Annotated in this window: 10 protein-coding genes and 1 pseudogene; all 11 read right to left on the bottom strand. The window is 59.0% G+C overall.

From position 1 onward, the window contains the following. Nucleotides 1–84: 84 nt before the first annotated feature. The 11 genes and pseudogenes from otnI to J8G15_RS15400 all read right to left on the bottom strand — a co-directional run bounded on the left by otnI (nucleotide 85) and on the right by J8G15_RS15400 (nucleotide 16,198). Complete coding sequence (gene otnI / locus J8G15_RS15355) at nucleotides 85–909, bottom strand: 2-oxo-tetronate isomerase (RefSeq protein ID WP_210543158.1); 825 nt, start codon at nucleotides 907–909, stop codon at nucleotides 85–87. 58 nt (nucleotides 910–967) lie between these two features. Continuing rightward, nucleotides 968–2,383, bottom strand: coding sequence for a chromate efflux transporter (chrA, locus tag J8G15_RS15360; RefSeq protein WP_210543160.1), 1,416 nt, complete (start codon nucleotides 2,381–2,383; stop codon nucleotides 968–970). Further along, nucleotides 2,380–3,207, bottom strand: a complete 828-nt coding sequence (locus J8G15_RS15365; protein ID WP_210543161.1) for a chromate resistance protein ChrB domain-containing protein — start codon at nucleotides 3,205–3,207, stop codon at nucleotides 2,380–2,382. The genes chrA and J8G15_RS15365 overlap by 4 nt, the downstream gene beginning before the upstream one ends. A 141-nt stretch (nucleotides 3,208–3,348) precedes the next feature. Beyond that, nucleotides 3,349–5,010 (bottom strand): bifunctional diguanylate cyclase/phosphodiesterase, encoded by a 1,662-nt coding sequence (locus J8G15_RS15370; RefSeq protein WP_210543162.1) that lies wholly within the window; start codon nucleotides 5,008–5,010, stop codon nucleotides 3,349–3,351. Further along, entirely contained in the window at nucleotides 5,001–6,659 is a 1,659-nt protein-coding gene (locus tag J8G15_RS21640) for a response regulator (RefSeq protein ID WP_240538572.1), read from the bottom strand. Before J8G15_RS21640 ends, J8G15_RS15370 begins: the two co-directional genes overlap by 10 nt. 9 nt (nucleotides 6,660–6,668) lie before the next feature. Beyond that, a pseudogene (locus J8G15_RS21645) lies at nucleotides 6,669–7,634 on the bottom strand (IS481 family transposase); the annotation flags it as partial. 87 nt (nucleotides 7,635–7,721) lie between these two features. Then, entirely contained in the window at nucleotides 7,722–8,348 is a 627-nt protein-coding gene (locus J8G15_RS15380; RefSeq protein WP_210543164.1) for a response regulator, read from the bottom strand. Between the two features lie 14 nt (nucleotides 8,349–8,362). After that, the gene (locus J8G15_RS15385) at nucleotides 8,363–9,955 is read right to left on the bottom strand and encodes a PAS domain S-box protein (RefSeq protein ID WP_210543165.1); all 1,593 of its coding nucleotides are present in this window, start codon (nucleotides 9,953–9,955) and stop codon (nucleotides 8,363–8,365) included. 367 nt (nucleotides 9,956–10,322) lie between these two features. Then, a complete protein-coding gene (locus J8G15_RS15390) occupies nucleotides 10,323–14,372 on the bottom strand; it encodes a response regulator (protein ID WP_210543166.1) in 4,050 nt (1,349 codons plus the stop codon). A 78-nt stretch (nucleotides 14,373–14,450) separates the two neighbouring features. Continuing rightward, nucleotides 14,451–15,032, bottom strand: coding sequence for a methionine biosynthesis protein MetW (gene metW, locus J8G15_RS15395; RefSeq protein ID WP_210543167.1), 582 nt, complete (start codon nucleotides 15,030–15,032; stop codon nucleotides 14,451–14,453). Further along, nucleotides 15,029–16,198, bottom strand: coding sequence for a homoserine O-acetyltransferase (locus J8G15_RS15400; protein ID WP_210543168.1), 1,170 nt, complete (start codon nucleotides 16,196–16,198; stop codon nucleotides 15,029–15,031). The genes metW and J8G15_RS15400 overlap by 4 nt, the downstream gene beginning before the upstream one ends. Nucleotides 16,199–16,311: the final 113 nt, after the last annotated feature.

The following is a 16,311-nucleotide window of genomic DNA, read 5'->3' on the forward strand; positions in this document are numbered from 1 at the left end:
CCGGGTGGTGGCGTTGATCCACCGGTTGCAACGACGCATCAGTCTAGCCGGAACTCGAGGTGCTTAGTGCTCCAAAATGACAGGCTATTCCCGGTGTGGGCGCCAGCCCAGGCCTTGCGTGGTACCGCCGGTCACTGCGCCCAGCCGGGGCCGGTACTCACAGCCGACCCAGCCGGTGTAGCCCAATTCGTCCAGCAGCGCGAAGAGATAGGGGTAGTTCACCTCCCCTTGGTCGGGTTCGTGCCGCTCAGGCACGCCCGCGACCTGGATATGCGTCACTCGCCCGGTGGGCAGGTATTGGCGCAGTTTGCGACTCAGGTCCCCTTCCACAACCTGGCAGTGGTAGAGGTCCATTTGCACCTTGAGGTTGGGCGCGCCCACCTCCTGCACGATCTCATGGGCATGGTCTTGCCGGTTCAGAAAGTAGCGTGGCATGTCACGTGGGTTGATGGGCTCGATCAACACCTCCACACCCTGCTGGGCCGCGAGACGGGCGGCCCAGCGCAAATTGTTCACATAAGTGGTGCGAAGCTGCGCCGGGTCAGTGTCGATGGACGCGAGACCCGCCATCACATGAATGCGCGGGCAGTGCAGCGCCTGGGCATAGTCCAGCGCCAATTGCACACCGAACTGGAAGTCCGCCTCACGCCCGGGCAGGCAAGCCAGGCCGCGCTCGCCTGCGTCCCAGGCCTGGGCACAGGTTACTGGGTCGGCGCCACCGGGCGGGGCGTTGAACAAGACCTGCTGTAGCGCGTTCGCCTTCAGGGCCGCCGCAAGTTCATGGGCAGGGAAGGCATAGGGAAACAGGTACTCTACAGCCTCAAATCCGTCGTTTTTCGCCGCCTCAAAACGCGCCATGAAGGGCAGTTCCGGGTACAGCATGGACAGGTTGGCAGCAAAACGGGGCATGGGCGATTCACCGGATTTGAAGAGGAAAACAGTGTCGCATAGCCCTGGAGTTGGGTGCTCAGGCCAAACCCATCAGCCGCAAACCCAGCCCGGTCAGCGCGCAAGCGGCGATCACGGGGATCACCCCCCACTTAAAGCGCAGCAAGGCCAACGCAGCCAAAGCCACCAGCGCCAGGGCAGCGAAGTCGATGGGTAGGCCAAACAGGCCGCTAGCCCCCGGTTGGTGAGCGATATGCACTATAAAAAACAGAGCAAGACTGGCAATGACTCCGACTACGGCGGCGGTGATGGCGGTGAGCGGCGCTGTGAACTTGAGCTTGCCGTGGGTCGACTCCACCAGCGGCCCGCCCGCCAGAATGAACAGAAAAGACGGCAAAAACGTGAACCAGGTCACCACCGTCGCTGCCAGCGCGGCGCCCAGAAACAAGCTGTCTGGCCCCAGCACCTGCTTGACCCATCCGCCCAAAAAACCGACGTAGGCCACCACCATGATCAACGGCCCCGGCGTGGTTTCCCCCAGCGCCAAACCGTCCATCATCTGCGGCCCGGTGAGCCAGCCAAAGTGCTCAACGCCCCCTTGGTAGACATAAGGGAGCACCGCGTAAGCACCGCCAAAAGTCAGCAGCGCCGCCTTGGTGAAGAACAGACCCATCTGCGTCAGCGTGCTTTGCGCGCCTTGCCAGCCCACCAGCGCGGCCATCGGCAGCAGCCACAGCAAGGCCCCCACCAGCACCACGGCGGCCAGGCGGCCCTTGCGAAACTGGGCGTGCGCTGGCGTGGGGGTGTCGTCGTCAATCAGCGAGGCGACGCGCACCGCTGGCGCGGCCCCCTTGGCACCATGGCCGCCGCCGGCGGCAAACTGCGCCGGCGCCCAGCGCTGGCCCAGCCAGCCGGTAAGCGCAGCCCCCAGCACCACCCAGGGAAAGGGAATGTTCAGCAGCGCCACTGCTATGAAACTCAGAGTAGCTACCGCCCATAGAACGGGCGCTGTGGCCGGTTTCTTCAATGTTTTAGAACCTATGCGGTGGACCGCTTGCAACACAATGGCTGCCACTGCCGGTTTGATGCCGTACAGCAAACCGGCTACCCACGGCACACTGCCAAACACCACGTAGATCCAGCTCAGCCCCGTCAGGATGAACAGGGACGGCAGCACAAACAATGCGCCCGCCACCACGCCGCCCCAGGTGCGGTGCATGAGCCAGCCAATGCAAGTGGCCAGTTGCTGCGCCTCGGGGCCTGGCAGCACCATGCAGTAATTCAACGCGTGCAGAAAGCGACGCTCGGAAATCCAGCGTTTTTCCTCCACCAACTCGCGGTGCATGATGGCAATTTGCCCAGCCGGGCCACCAAAGCTGATGAACCCCAGCTTCAGCCAGAATTTGAGCGCCTCCCAAAAAGGCACGGCAGCCACGGCCTCAGGGGGCGTCAACGTGGGTGCCGGGACGGGCCCGGTGTTGAGGTTAGCGCTCATAGCGGTTTCCAGTTGTGTTTTTCGTCTTGCCCGGCCACAGCTTGGGTACACCATGCGTACAGCGCGTCATAAGCCCGCATCATGGTTTCCAGCATGATGTGGTCATCGGCTTGGATGTGGGACATGCCCACCGACAACGCGACCAACCCGGCGCACTGCGGCGCCAAATCCGGCCGGTCCGTGTCCGCACCCCGCACGATCAAGGCCAGCCGCGCCAGCGCCGCATCGCTGCCCAGCCGGTAGTGTTTGATGAAGGCATCAAAACTGCAGAGGTCACCGTCGTGAGAAAACTCGGTCGCAGCCACACTTGGCGCGACGTCGTACACCACCGCGCCTTCGCGTTGGGCCACGGCAGCGACCTGCTCAGTGGGCACATAGAGAAACTGGGCTTGGGTGTCCACAAAACGGCGAATCAGCCAGGGGCAGGCAATGCGGTCAATCTTGGGGCGGGCCCGCGTAATCCAGCGGGTGGCGCTGCCTGCTACTTTGGCCGTTGTGGGGTAGCCCTGCTCGCGCCAGGCTTCCACGCCGCCTTGCAGAAAAATGGCGTTGATGCCCCGGCTGCGCAGCGCCGTCATGGTGGTCTGGCTCACCTCGTGACCATGGACGCAGGCGACCACCACCTGGGTGGCGGGTGGCAGGGTGGCAGCCCACGCCTCAACCTCAAAGGGCCCTCGCCGCAAAGCGCCAGGCAGCGAGTGAGGCGAGGCCTGGTAAGCCTCGTTTTTACGCACGTCAATTAGCAAGGGCGCGTCGTTGGAGCAGAGTTGTGCTGACAACTCGGCAGGCGAGCAGGAGAAAACAGGCGGTTTTGTGGTGTCCATGATGAGTCCATCGAAAGTTGCAGCTGTTGGACGGGACACCGTCTTGGGTTTCTTGCAAAACCGATACCGGGGCGCTGAAACCCCGAGCAGATGAATATAGCAGCAAACTTCCGCGACGGACAAGGCTGCCCAGCCCCAAATTCACTGCGCCATATCGGCTCCGAAGAGGGTGCGAGCCTCGGCTGCCAGCAGGGGTTGGCTGAGCAATTGACCTTGAATATACCCGCACCCCTTGCTGCGAAGGAAGTCATATTGCTCCTGTGTTTCCACACCTTCGGCAATGGTCTCAATGCCCAGGCTTTGCGCCATGGTGATGACCGCGACGACGATAGCGCGGTCATCATCGTCCAGTGCAATGTCGCGCACAAAGGACTGGTCAATTTTCAACCTGCTGACCTTGAAGCGTTTTAGGTACGCCAATGAGGAATACCCCGTGCCGAAATCGTCAATGGCCAAGGAAACGCCATGCGCATGCAACTCGTCCATGACCCCAATCGCGGCCATGGCGTTTTCCATCGCCACCCCCTCGGTCAGTTTCAGCTCCAGCAAGTGGGGCGGTACATTGGCTTCCTCCAGCAATTGGGTGACCAGTTCCGGGAATTTTGGGTGACGGAATTGCACCGCTGAAAGATTCACCGACATGGTGATGGGGGGTACGCCGTCATCGATCCAGCGCCTGAGCTGCGCTATGGCTTCACGCAACACCCACTCCCCTATCTCGATGATCTGCCCGCTGCTTTCCGCCACCGGAATGAATTCCATTGGCGTCACCGAACCGATCTCCGGGTGCCGCCAGCGCAAAAGCGCTTCGACCCCGACGATGGCGCCCGAAGCCAACGATTGTTGGGGCTGGTATTTCAGACTGAGCTGATCTCGGGGGAGCGCGAAGCGCAGGGCGTTCTCCAGCAACAAGGTGCGGGCAGATAGGGCCTGCATCTCGGGCGTGAAAAACCGAAAATTATTGCGGCCTTCCTGTTTGGCTCGGTACATGGCTACATCGGCGCACTTGGACAAGGTGTCGAAATCCATGCCGTCACCGGGGTACATCGCGATGCCAATAGAGCGCGTCACGATTAACTCGTGTTGCTCCAACTGGCAGGGGCGTGACAGCAAGCCCATCAACTTCTCCGCAACGTGCGCGGCTGCGGCAGCGTTGTTGCCGGGCAGCAGCAGCAGAAACTCGTCTCCGCCGAGGCGGGATACCGTGTCCTCCTCCCGCACTGCCAAACTCAGGCGCCCTGCCAGCTCAACCAACAGCAGATCCCCTATGCGGTGTTCCAGTGTGTCGTTGACATTCTTGAAATGATCCAGGTCCAGGTCCAGCAACAGCACGGCCAGTGGCGTTTGGCTACGCTGGGCCGTACTCAGAGCATGAGTGATTCGGTCATTGAGCAAGACCCGGTTGGGCAATCCTGTCAGCGAATCGAAGTGCGCCAACTGTTGAATACGGGCCTCTCGCGCTTTGTGCTCTGAAATGTCACGAACAAAGGCGCAAATTCGCTCGTCGGCACCAAACTGGACGTAGTTGGCGACCACCTCTACGGGGAAGGTGCGACCAACTCGTGTCTGGTAGTGGGTTTCATAGGTCAGCGAGCCGATGCGGCGAACATCGTCAAAATGGGCTCGCCAGTCTGCCAAATCGCCAGCGACCGTCACGGCGGACATCTCCATCGTGAGTAGTTCATGACGCTCGTAGCCAAGTGATCGGCAAGCGGCCTGGTTCACGTCAACGATACGCGCATCGGGTGTCACCCAAAACAAGGCCTCTGAGGCGGCCTCGACACTAATCCGCGTCAGGCGCAAGGCATCTTCGGCGCGCGCGCCGCGTCCCGATCAAAGTTGTTCAGTGCAAAGCTGATGTCGTCCGCCATCTCGATCAGCAAGCGTTTTGTCGCGTCGTCAAACGCATGTGCTTCATCAGCGTACAAATTGAACGAACCCACGGTTTCGCCCGAGAGAAACAGCGGCAGAGCGGCGCATGAGCGCCAGCCAAACTGCAGGCCGCTCTCTCGCCAGGGGGCCATTCGGGGGTCATTGATAAAGTCTTGGCACCAAACCGGCTCGCCGGTCAAAACGGCGGTGCCTACCGGCCCGCCGCTTCGGGGGCTGGTTGGGTCCAGGGACACGGCGACGTCCTGCAAATAGCCTTCGGATCCCTCGCCAAAGCCGGCGCCCACGTTGACACGGGAGTTGGGTACGTCCGCCAGGCCGATCCAGGCCATTTTCAAGCCACCAAAGCGCACGGAATCCAGGCACACCTGATGGAACAATTCGTCTGAGGAGGCGCAGCGCACAATGGCCTGGTTGCACTGGCTTAACGCCGCGTAGAGTTGCGACATGCGGCGGATTTTTTCCTGCGCGGCCTTGCGCTCCGTGATGTCGCGCGCCACGGCCAGCACGCCGGTCAGTTGGTATTGCGGGTCAAACACCGGCGTGTTGACCACCTCAAAGAGGATGCGTTGCCCCGTTTCGGCACTGGTCAGCCAATGCTCTCGGGTCACCGGGCGCTTCTCCTGAACCACCTCCCGGTCGTGTTCGCGAAGCGCCTGGGCCACTTTGGCGTCAAACACACAGTCATCCATGCGCCCGAGCAGGTCGGACTGGGTCAGTCCAGTGAGACGGGCCATCGATGGATTGCTGGCCAGGTAGTTGCCTTGCAGGTTCTTTTGCCAGATGAGGTCGGGAATGGCATCAAAGGTGGCCTTGAGTTGGGCCTGCGCCAGCTGCAGTTGCGCGGTGCGTTCGACGACCTGAACTTCCAATGTGTTGTTCAATTCCTCGAGTTCGGCGTATAAGCGCTGCGAAGTCTTTTCGAGCCGGTAGCGCATGAGCGCATGGTCGATCGCGTGCGGCAGCTGAACCAGATAGTCGTTGCGCTTAACCAGATAATCACTCGCGCCCAACCGCAGCAAGGCCACGGCGGTGGCCTCGTCACCGCGCCCCGTGATCACGACGATCGGCAGATCAATATCGCGCAGATTGAATTCATGGACAAACTCGAGTGCATCCATGCCAGGTACACGCAGATCCGTCAGGACCAGATCAATGTGGTGAGGTGCGGACAGCAGCCATAGGGCGTCAGAGCAACTGCTCACCACCTGAAGTTCCAGTTGCGGCGCGTGGACCAAGAAGTGATGCAGGGTCAGCTCTGCATCCATCGCATTGGGTTCAATATAGAGAATGCGTTGCGTCCGGGGGGCCTCAGCCCCTTCAATGCGAGAGCGTTTGCGACGACCGGTGAGCAAGGTACGCAGCAGAGCCGGCAAGTCACTGAGGTAGTCCCCACTTTTTGAGATGTAGTCTGCGGCCCCTGCTCGCAAGGCGCTTGCGACCGTTTCGTCATCGCCCGCACCTGTCACCATGACGACCGGCAACCCCAGGCCGAGCGTCCGCATCTGGGCGAGAACTTCCAGTCCATCCATGTCAGGCAGGCGGTTGTCCAGCAGCAACACGTCATAAGTGTCAAGTCCCGCCTGTTCATAAACTCGCTTGACAAACAAATCAGGTTTTCCTGCGCGCCATTTCTGCAAAGCTTGAATAGGTTCTTGGTGCTTCAAAGCCCGCTGCGGGATATGGTGGTTGTAGGTCTTTAAATAGAGCGTCAGAGTCGTCTCCAGCTCAGCCGCTGATGAGAAACGTGTTTGCTTAACCAAGTCGCTGATGCGCCCATTGAAGCGCTCCACCATGCCATTGGTTTGCGGATGGCGTGGGGGCGACAGGCGATGCACGATACCCATCTCGGCACAGCTGATGTCGAACGTATGCTTGCCCGTGGCTTGTTTGCTCTTGGCTGTAAAACGGTCGGTAAATTGACTTCCGTTGTCAGTCAGAATCTTTTGAATTCTCATGGGCGAGACTTTTCTCAACCGGCACAAAAAATCGGTACTGCTGACGTCAGTCTGGTCGTTGTAAATGTGGAAATAGACCCACCGTGTCGCTCGATCAATGGCCACAAAGAGGTAGCGCCTCTTCGTCTCATCAGGCATCTGCGGCAGGTACTTGCTGTCAATGTGTATGAATCCAGGCTCGTAGTCCTTGAAGGTTTTCAGTGGCGCAGGCTCCCCCTCAACTTGTGGCAGCAGGCCTTTCAGATCGGAGACGCCATGGCGGCGCAAACAACGGTCCAAGCCTGAGCGTGAAACAGCGGCATTGATGAACTCGCGGGTGATCGCCAGCAGGTCGTCCAGGGGCAGTAGAACTGTGCGCCGAAGCTCGACAACAAGTTGCTCCTGCGCTGGACTGAGCGTCGTCTTCAGCGTACGCGGGCGGTGGGAGCGATCCTCTGAATCTTCGCGCTCTTTCCACTTGCGAGCGGTGGCGGGCGTGATGTTGTATCGGTCGGCCAGCGCACTGGCACCAGCGGGCGAGGTCCTTATCTCAGCGCGTGTGCGAGGGGTGGTTCGGGCGCAGGGATGGACTTGACTCATGACGTCTTCTCTCCTTGTAAGGACGCAATCACGCCCCGCATCAACTGGCGAGCTTTGAATAAGGGCCAGCTGCGGACGGGAACATGATCACACGGGACGCGACACATAAGTACCCAAGGCCAGTCGGGTCAGACAGGTTGCGCCGTTTCCAACCACCTCCAGTCTGATATCGGGCGCGGCGTGCGCAAAAGAAGTGCGTGTCAGGTCCGCATCGAGGGCGTTGTCCTCTGCGTACAAAAGACGAATCACGGCTGTCACGGTGTCGCCTCGCCTAGAGGAGCGGTCATTGCAGGCGCCCCCCATCCAGGCGGCCTTGACACGCTGGATGACGGCTGAAAAAGCGTCAAAACTGACTGGTTTTGTGACAAAGGCACTCACACCATTTTCAAAGGCGGTACGACGGTCATCATCTTGGGTGGAGGTGGTTAGCGCGATGATGGGTATCGTGTCCCAGTGGGCGCGCGCACGGGCGTGTCGAAGGACGTCAATGCCATCGATCTTGGGCAAGCGCAAGTCCAGCAAAACCAGTAGGGGAAAATGCGGGTCTGATGGATCCCGATAGGTGTCCACGTAGGCCATGGCCTCGTCACCGTCGCGGCAGGCGTAGACCGGGTTGGTGATGGCATGCTCCTCAAAAGCCTGAAGACAAAAATCAAGATCCATGTCGTTGTCCTCCACCACCAAAATGGCGCGCAGAGGTGAATCTGGATTCATAACACACAAGGCAATCACGGCCGCTCCTCTTCAACCAATTGGCAGGGAACGCTCACATAAAAGACAGCCCCTTGATCTGGCGCTGATTCAGCGCGGACACTGCCCCCCACTTTATCCAGCACCTTTTTCACAATAGCCAGGCCAGCCCCGGTGCCTTCGAATTCATGAGCGCGAACGAGGCGGTTGAACAGGCCAAAAATTCGGTCGTGGTATTTCATGTCAAAACCACTGCCGTTGTCAGAGACGCTGATGTGGCAATACCCTGCCTCCATGAGAGCCGTCACCGTGACTTTGGGCGGTATGGCATTTCGGCTGAATTTGATGGCATTACCGATCAGGTTGCTCAAGACCTGCTGCAAACCGCGTTCCCAGCCACGCAGTCGCAGTGCGGGAACAGCGTTGGTAATCACCGTTCCGTATTCGTTCAAAGTGAATTCACGGTCATTCAGCAGGACTAGCACCATGGTGTCCAGATTGAAGTCAGAGGGTGTGGGGGTGTCTGACTCCAACCGGGAGTACTTCAGCAGGTCTTCAATCAGCGTATCAAGATTGCCAGCTGCAGTTTCAATTTGGGTCAGACAAAACCGGGCGCGTTCGCCCAAGCCTTCTTGATGTTTTCTTAATAGTTCCTGCGCGTAGCCGGTGATGCCTCGAAGGGGGGCCTTGAGGTCATGGGACACGGTATAAGTAAACCCCTTGAGCTCCTCATTTTTGGCGCGCAACTGGGCCTCGATTTGGCGACGTTCCGTGATGTCTTCCATGACCGCGACATAGTGAGAAATCTCTCCAAAAACATCAGTAATGGGTGAGATGGAGGCTTGTTCCCAAAAGATGGCGCCGTTTTTCTTCCGGTTCCGAAACTGGCCCCGCCAAGTGTTGCCAGAGGTGATGGTTTTCCATAGCACCTTGTACTCGTCGGGCGTTTTATCGCCAGACTGAAGAAAGCGCGGATTGCGGCCTATGACCTCCTGCAACTCGTAGCCGGTAAGCGCTGCAAACTGGGGGTTGACGTATTCAATCTCACCTTTGACATTTGCAATCACAATGAAGACAGGGCTTTGCTCGACCGCGCGGGCCAGTTTACGGTTGAGCGAGGGGTCATGGTCGCGTTGCGCCAGCGTGAGCCGCAATTCCAACAAGGCCATAACCTGCCGTCCCAGCGTCCGCAAGGCCTGGCGTTGCGACGCATTCAATTCACGGGGCGTGCGGTCAATCACACACAGCGTACCCAGCGCGAGGCCGCTTGAGGTTACCAACGGTATGCCGGCATAAAACCGAATATGGGGGTCCCCCGTGACCAGGGGGTTGTCGGCAAAGCGTGGGTCCAGTTGCGCGTCACACACTTGCAACACCTCATCGGGTTTCAAAATGGCGTGCGCACAAAAGGCCATTTCGCGCGGCGTTTCTGGCACGTCCAGCCCGACCCGTGACTTGAACCATTGGCGTTGCTCGTCGATCAGAGAGACCAGTGCAATCGGGGTTTCACAAATAAAGGACGCAAGTTGCACCAAGTCGTCAAACGACGACTCATTCGGCGTATCCAGGACCGCATAGGACCGAAGTGCCTGAATGCGTTGGATCTCCTGGGGCGGCCATGCAGCTTTCACGGTAGCAGTACAACGGGAGTGAGCATAGAACCTCTATTCTTCTATCTCTTCAGCAAGGATAAAGCCATGACTTCTTATGAGTCATTGACTTCTGCTCGTTCTATATTACTCCTCATGAATGGCGAACAGAAGCATCGTGCGGGGCTACGGTAGGAACGGGCCGCTGGCGCCCAAGGGGCATCAAGCTGCCCCGGCCTCAGCGAGAGAGTTCGCAAGTCTCGGTGCCCGCGCGCTGGAGTGGCGCAAACGCAGGGGTTGACCGTCTCGGACTTCTTGAAAATCAATGTCGGGCCGCTGGAACCCCGGGTGCAGAAAGATCTCACCCGATCCAAGACGTCGCAAGTGCTGCTGGCTTTGCGAGTCGTGGCTAGGTTTTCGCTGGCGTCAGCGTTTGAATCAGCGTTTCACACTGTGTGGCACCCGCTGCAAAATCAAACGAGGTCATGGCCAGATCAAGATCCTTGAACAGGCCGCGGTGCGTTTCAGCCAGTGCGGCGGTCAACTGTTGATGAGCCTCGATGGCGCTCATGTCCGAGTTCTTGAGCAAGACCCGCAGTTTTTGGAGATCGGAGAGGAGACTCCCAAGATCCCTCCCAGACACCTGCGCCGGTTGTTTGTCGACTGGCGCTCCTTGGGCCAGATCGTCGGCGACTTGGCGCATGACCTGCCCGGTTGCATTGACGGCTGCGCGAAACCTGTCCGCCAGCGCTTTGTCTGGGAAGTTGTTTGAAGAATTCGCCACAGAGCGTTCAGCGATTCGCGCCACAGCGGTCAAAAAACTCGCGCCCACGGTGGCGGACAGGCCCTTGACCGTATGCAACAGTCGGGTCGCACTGGTCCGGTCCCCGACCTGCATCTGCGCATCGAGCTGGTCCGGCAGCGCAGCGATGTCGTCCAGATAAGACTTCAGGATTCGGGCATACAGCGCCTTGTTGCCGCCGATACGCTCCAGAGCCCCTTCCGTGTCAACTGCGTCTGGTTTTGGAAGGGTGTCCGCGGCGTCAACGGTAGTCTCTGCCCCAATGGGTGACAGGGCTTCTGCGGATGTCTCTGACGATGCGGGCCCCTGCTTGTTGCGGCCTGTGTGCTTCAGCAAAACATTGACCAAATTCGTTAAATCAAATGGTTTGCCTACATGGTCATTCATCCCTGCCGCCAGACAGGCCTCACGATCGGTGGCCATGGCATTGGCCGTCATGGCAATCACCGGCAATGTGCTCAAGCCCAGCTCATGGCGAATGGCGCGGGTGGCGTCATAGCCATCCATCACGGGCATCTGAATGTCCATCAGAACGGCATCAAAAGACGGGCTGGCCTGCGCCACCGCGTCCACGCCCAGCCGACCATTGCCTGCCAGTTGTACCAACGCACCTTCTGCACTGAGTAACTCACTTGCCACTTGCTGGTTGATCAGGTTGTCTTCGATGACCAACAAGCGTAACCCTTGCAAACGCTTGGGTTTGTCGGCTTCAGTTCTTGGATGAGAGCGAAGGTTGCTGAGGCCTGCCCGCGCATCCGCCACAGCATCTAACAACATGGACGCAGTAATGGGTTTAACCAAAAAGCTGTGCAAACTCGACTGTTCTTGCTGCGTGCGTTGCTCAAGCCACTCCCGGCCATGGGAGGTGACCATGACCCGGATGGGCGAGCGCGCTTCTGGACCTATCTTGTGCATGGCGGCATAGGTCTCCCAACCATCCATACCCGGCATTTCCCAGTCCATGAAGATCACCTCGAAAGGCGGCAGGGTGGCTTTGACGCGCTGATCGACCAAGGCAAGCGCCTGAGCGCCGTTGGCAGCCACTTCAACCCGCCAACCCAAAGAGGTCGCCATGCCTGCCAAGAGCTCGCGTGCCACCAGGTTGTCGTCGACCACCAGAACGTCAAGCGACTTCAATGGTTGGGGTGCGGGTGCTTCCTCGCCGTGGGACAGCTGCTCGTTCACGGGCAACGTGATTGCAAAGTGAAAGGTGCTTCCCTTGCCCTGCACGCTGTCCAACGCCAGTTCTCCACCCATCATCTCGACCAGGCGTCTGGAAATGGAAAGACCCAGGCCGGTGCCCCCAAAGCGACGGGTGGTGGATGCCTCGGCTTGAGAGAATGCATCAAAAATGTGCTTCTGGTGCTCTGGCGCAATGCCGATGCCGCTGTCGCTGTCGCGCACGGCAAAGCGAAGGGTTGCACTGCCGGCGGAGTGGTCGATCACCTTGACCTGAATGACGACTTCGCCCTGGTCTGTGAATTTGATGGCATTGCTGCTCAGGTTGAGAAGCACCTGCTGCAACCTTAGCCAATCTCCCACCAGGTTTTTGGGGGTTGCCGGGTCAATGTCAAAAAGCACCTCCAGCGGCTTGTGGTCCACGTTGGCTGAAAGGATGACTGACAGGTCGCGCATCACGCGATCCAGCTTGAACGGCTGCGGGTCGAGCGCCATCTTGTCGGCATCGATCTTTGAAAAATCAAGAATATCGTTGAGCAAGCCCAAGAGCGACTGCGCCGCGCGCTCCGTTTTACTGGCGTAATCCAGTTGGCGGGTTGAGAGTTCTGTGTTGTGCAGCAGCTTGAGCATGCCCAGAATGGCGTTCATGGGCGTGCGAATCTCATGGCTCATGTTGGCCAGAAACTCGCTCTTGGACTTGGTCGCCTGCTCAGCTTTGTCACGGGCCTCGTTCAATGACTGTTCGTACGCTTTGCGTTGGCTGATGTCGAGATGGGTGCCCGAAATCCACTCGGGCTTGCCTTTGGCGGTCCAGGCAGATACAGCCCCATGGGAAAGAATCCAAACCCAATGAGCATCCTTGTGCTTCATCCGGAATTCGCATTCAACGTGAGGCGCACTGCCCATGACATGCGCAAGCATCTGGCTGTTGACCAGACGCACATCGTCCGGATGAATCATTGAGCTGAACTTTTTCCCGTTCATGGGCAAGAGCTCGTCGGCCGGGTAGCCAATCATGGCGGCCCAACGCTCGTCAAACCAGCTCTCCTGGGTCAGGTAATTGATCTCCCAGGTACCGACATTGGCGCCATGAATGATGTTTTGCATCCGACGGCGCTCGCTTTCCAGCAAGCCCTCCGTTTTCTTGGCTGCACTGATGTCACGAATAAATGCAAAGTTGTATTCCTGCCCCTCGAACCCAATCCAGTGAAGGTCGACCTCAACCGGAAAGCGGTGACCATCGGCCCCCACATGGGTTGTTTCAAACGACATCTTCTTGAGGCTGCGCAATTCCTGCCAGTGTGCCGGCCACCGTTCGGCAGGAAAGCCCGGATCTAGGTCGCTGACGGTCATGTTCAGCAGCTGTTCTTCGGTATAGCCCTCCAACTCGCAAGCCGCCGGGTTCACGCGAAGGATTTCCCCAACTGGCCCAATCCACAGTGTGGCCACAGAGGCTTTCTGAATGGACATTTCTACGAGCTTAAGGGCTTGTTCTGTGAGACGACGTTGTCCGAGTTGACGCAGCAGGGTACAAGTGGCTGCGGCCAGCGCGCACAGCACCAGAAACAAGGCAATGCCCTCGGCCATTGCGCGGCTGCGCCACGGCGCCAGACTGTCCGTCAGTGAAACGCCCACCGCGACGATGACCGGAAAATCTCTCAGTGCACGGTAGGTATAGATGCGCTCGACGCCATCAGCTGCGATGACTTGACGCACCGTCTTGTCACTCGCTCCGGGCAGGTGCTCTTTGAACATGGGCGAGTTTTCCCAACTGCGTTCAAAAAGTCCGCCAATGAAGGGTGAGCGAGCCAGCACCCAGCCTTGGCGGTTGAACAAGGTGATGAAGCCATTTTTTCCGGTGTCGATGGCATCAAAGAATTTTTGAAAAAATGCAGGATCAATGGTGGCCAAGATGACGCCATCAAATCCACCTTCGGGCGTCTCCCGCCGGATACTGGCGGGTGTGTGCCATTTGCCAGTTTCTGGTTGTTTGAAGGCCGCACCGAGCACCAGGCCATGATCCGGGGAGCCCTGATGTTGCACAAAATAGTCCCGCTCGGACTCGGAAGGCCGCTCCTGGACCGCGATCGCGGCGGTTGACAGTACAACTTTCCCACTGGCGTCAATCACGGTCAACTCACTAATCAGGCCATCCAGGGGTAGTAATAGCCGCAACTGCAATTGCATCAAAACGGGGTCGGCCGAGCCAGCATTGACGGCGCCGGAAAGATTGACGGCTGCCTGCCTTAGGATGCGCTCAAGGCGCAGCATGGTTTGACGCTCATGCTCTGCCAGCACAAGCGTCAGGCTTTGGGTTTTTGAGCTGGCGGCCTCGATCCGTTCCCTGTATTCGCTTTGTAGATCGACAAAGATCAGTGCGCTCAAGACGAGTCCGACCACCGACAAAACAACAATCGTGCGCTCTGGGCTGAGGTACCAGCCACTCAAAACCCGCCGCCAAGATGTTATTGTTGCCATGGGTCAGTCGAAATTAGTGTTTGTCGAATTGCAAACGTGGCGCTCATTCCGACAGCCTCACCTTGCTAATGGGGTACGTTAGCGCGAAAGCTTGTACACCGAGGTGCCCGCGCGCAGGTTGGGCGCAAATCGCACAGTTTGTCCGTCTTGCAGGCCAAAGCTGTCCAGTACCTTCAGGCCGTTGTTGCGCGCCAGCACGGCCAGGTCGGCGTGGGTGCCGACACGAATGTTGGGCGTGTCATACCACTGGTAGGGCAGGCGGCGGGTCACCGGCATGCGACCGCGCAGCACACTCAAGCGATTCGGCCAGTGGGCAAAGTTGGGAAAGGCCACCACACCGACGCGCCCCACCCGCACGGTTTCACGCAGCATCACTTCGGCGTTGCGCAGGTGCTGCAAGGTGTCCAGCTGCAGCACCACATCAAACGTGGCGTCTTCAAACATCGCCAGGCCTTCGTCCAGGTTGAGCTGGATCACGTTGACGCCGCGCTTGACGCAGGCCTGCAGGTTGGCATCGTCAATCTCCACGCCGTAGCCGGTGCAGCCCCGTGTGGTTTGCAGGTACTGAAGCATGGCTCCGTCGCCACAGCCCAGATCCAACACGCGGGCGCCTTGTGGCACAAGTTGGCCAATGGCGTGTTGGGTTGCTTGATCGGTCATACAGTCATCTCTTTTGCAACGCTATCAAAATAAGAGCTGATCACGCCCATGTAGCGGGGGTCATCGAGCAAAAAGGCATCATGCCCGTGTGGCGCATCAATCTCGGCGTAGCTCACGTCCCGGCGGTTGTCGAGCAAGGCTTTGACGATTTCCCGGCTGCGTTTGGGCGAGAAGCGCCAATCGGTGGTGAAGCTCACCAGCAGGAACTTGCAGGTGGCACCCGCCAAGGCGCGAGTCAGGTCGCCCCCGTGATGGCGGGCCGGGTCAAAGTAGTCCAGCGCGCGGGTGATCAGCAAATAGGTATTGGCGTCAAAGTACTCGGCAAACTTGTCGCCCTGGTAGCGCAGGTAGCTCTCAATCTGAAATTCCACGTCTTGCGTGCTGTAGAGATAGTCCTGCACATGGCTGCCCGCGGCTTGGGGCGCGTCCACATCGCGCTGGGCGGCCGTGCGCAACTGGCGGCCAAACTTGGCATTCATCACGTCATCACTCAGGTAGGTGATGTGGCCGATCATGCGGGCAATGCGCAGGCCCCGTTTGGGCACCGTGTTGTGTTGGTAAAAGTGCCCGGCGTGAAAGTCCGGGTCGGTGACGATGGCCCGGCGCGCCACCTCGTTGAAGGCAATGTTCTCGGCTGTCAGATTGGGCGCACTGGCGACCACCACCGCGTGGCGCACGCGCTCTGGGTACTGCAGTGCCCAACTCAGGGTTTGCATGCCGCCCAAGGAGCCGCCCATGACGGCGGCCAGGGTTTGAATGCCCAGCGCGTCCAGCAAGAGTGCCTGGGAGTTGACCCAGTCTTCGACCGTGACCACCGGAAAATCGGCGCCGTACACGTGGCCGGTGTCGGGGTTGGTGTGCATGGGCCCGGTAGAGCCAAAACAAGAGCCCAGGTTGTTCACGCCAATGACAAAGAAGCGGTTGGTGTCCAGCGATTTGCTAGGGCCAATCATGTTGTCCCACCAGCCCTCGGACTTGTCTTGGCCCTCGTACACCCCGGCCACATGGTGGGAGGCGTTCAGGGCGTGGCAAATTAGCACCGCGTTGGAGCGGTCGGCATTCAAGGTGCCATAGGTCTCGTAACTCAACGAATAGTCGCGAAGAGAGGCGCCGCTTTGCAAAGGCAAGGTGGCGGCAAAGTGCATGGACTGTGGCGTGGCGTTCATAAGCGTAAGGGCCGGTGGCGGGTGGTCCTGCAAGGGCTCCAAAAAGCAAAAAACCTGGCGTCGCTAAAAGCGAGACCAGGTAGGTGCGCGTCTTTAGCTGTACTTGTTACGCG

Source organism: Rhodoferax sp. PAMC 29310 (assembly GCF_017948265.1).
Classification (GTDB): Bacteria; Pseudomonadota; Gammaproteobacteria; order Burkholderiales; family Burkholderiaceae_C; genus Rhodoferax.

Bases quoted from the DNA above. Each gene is read 5' to 3' on its own strand.
- otnI (WP_210543158.1), bottom strand. From the start codon at position 909: ATGCCCCGTTTTGCTGCCAACCTGTCCATGCTGTACCCGGAACTGCCC.
- chrA (WP_210543160.1), bottom strand. From the start codon at position 2,383: ATGAGCGCTAACCTCAACACCGGGCCCGTCCCGGCACCCACGTTGACG.
- J8G15_RS15365 (WP_210543161.1), bottom strand. From the start codon at position 3,207: ATGGACACCACAAAACCGCCTGTTTTCTCCTGCTCGCCTGCCGAGTTG.
- J8G15_RS15380 (WP_210543164.1), bottom strand. From the start codon at position 8,348: ATGAATCCAGATTCACCTCTGCGCGCCATTTTGGTGGTGGAGGACAAC.
- J8G15_RS15390 (WP_210543166.1), bottom strand. From the start codon at position 14,372: ATGGCAACAATAACATCTTGGCGGCGGGTTTTGAGTGGCTGGTACCTC.
- metW (WP_210543167.1), bottom strand. From the start codon at position 15,032: ATGACCGATCAAGCAACCCAACACGCCATTGGCCAACTTGTGCCACAA.
- J8G15_RS15400 (WP_210543168.1), bottom strand. From the start codon at position 16,198: ATGAACGCCACGCCACAGTCCATGCACTTTGCCGCCACCTTGCCTTTG.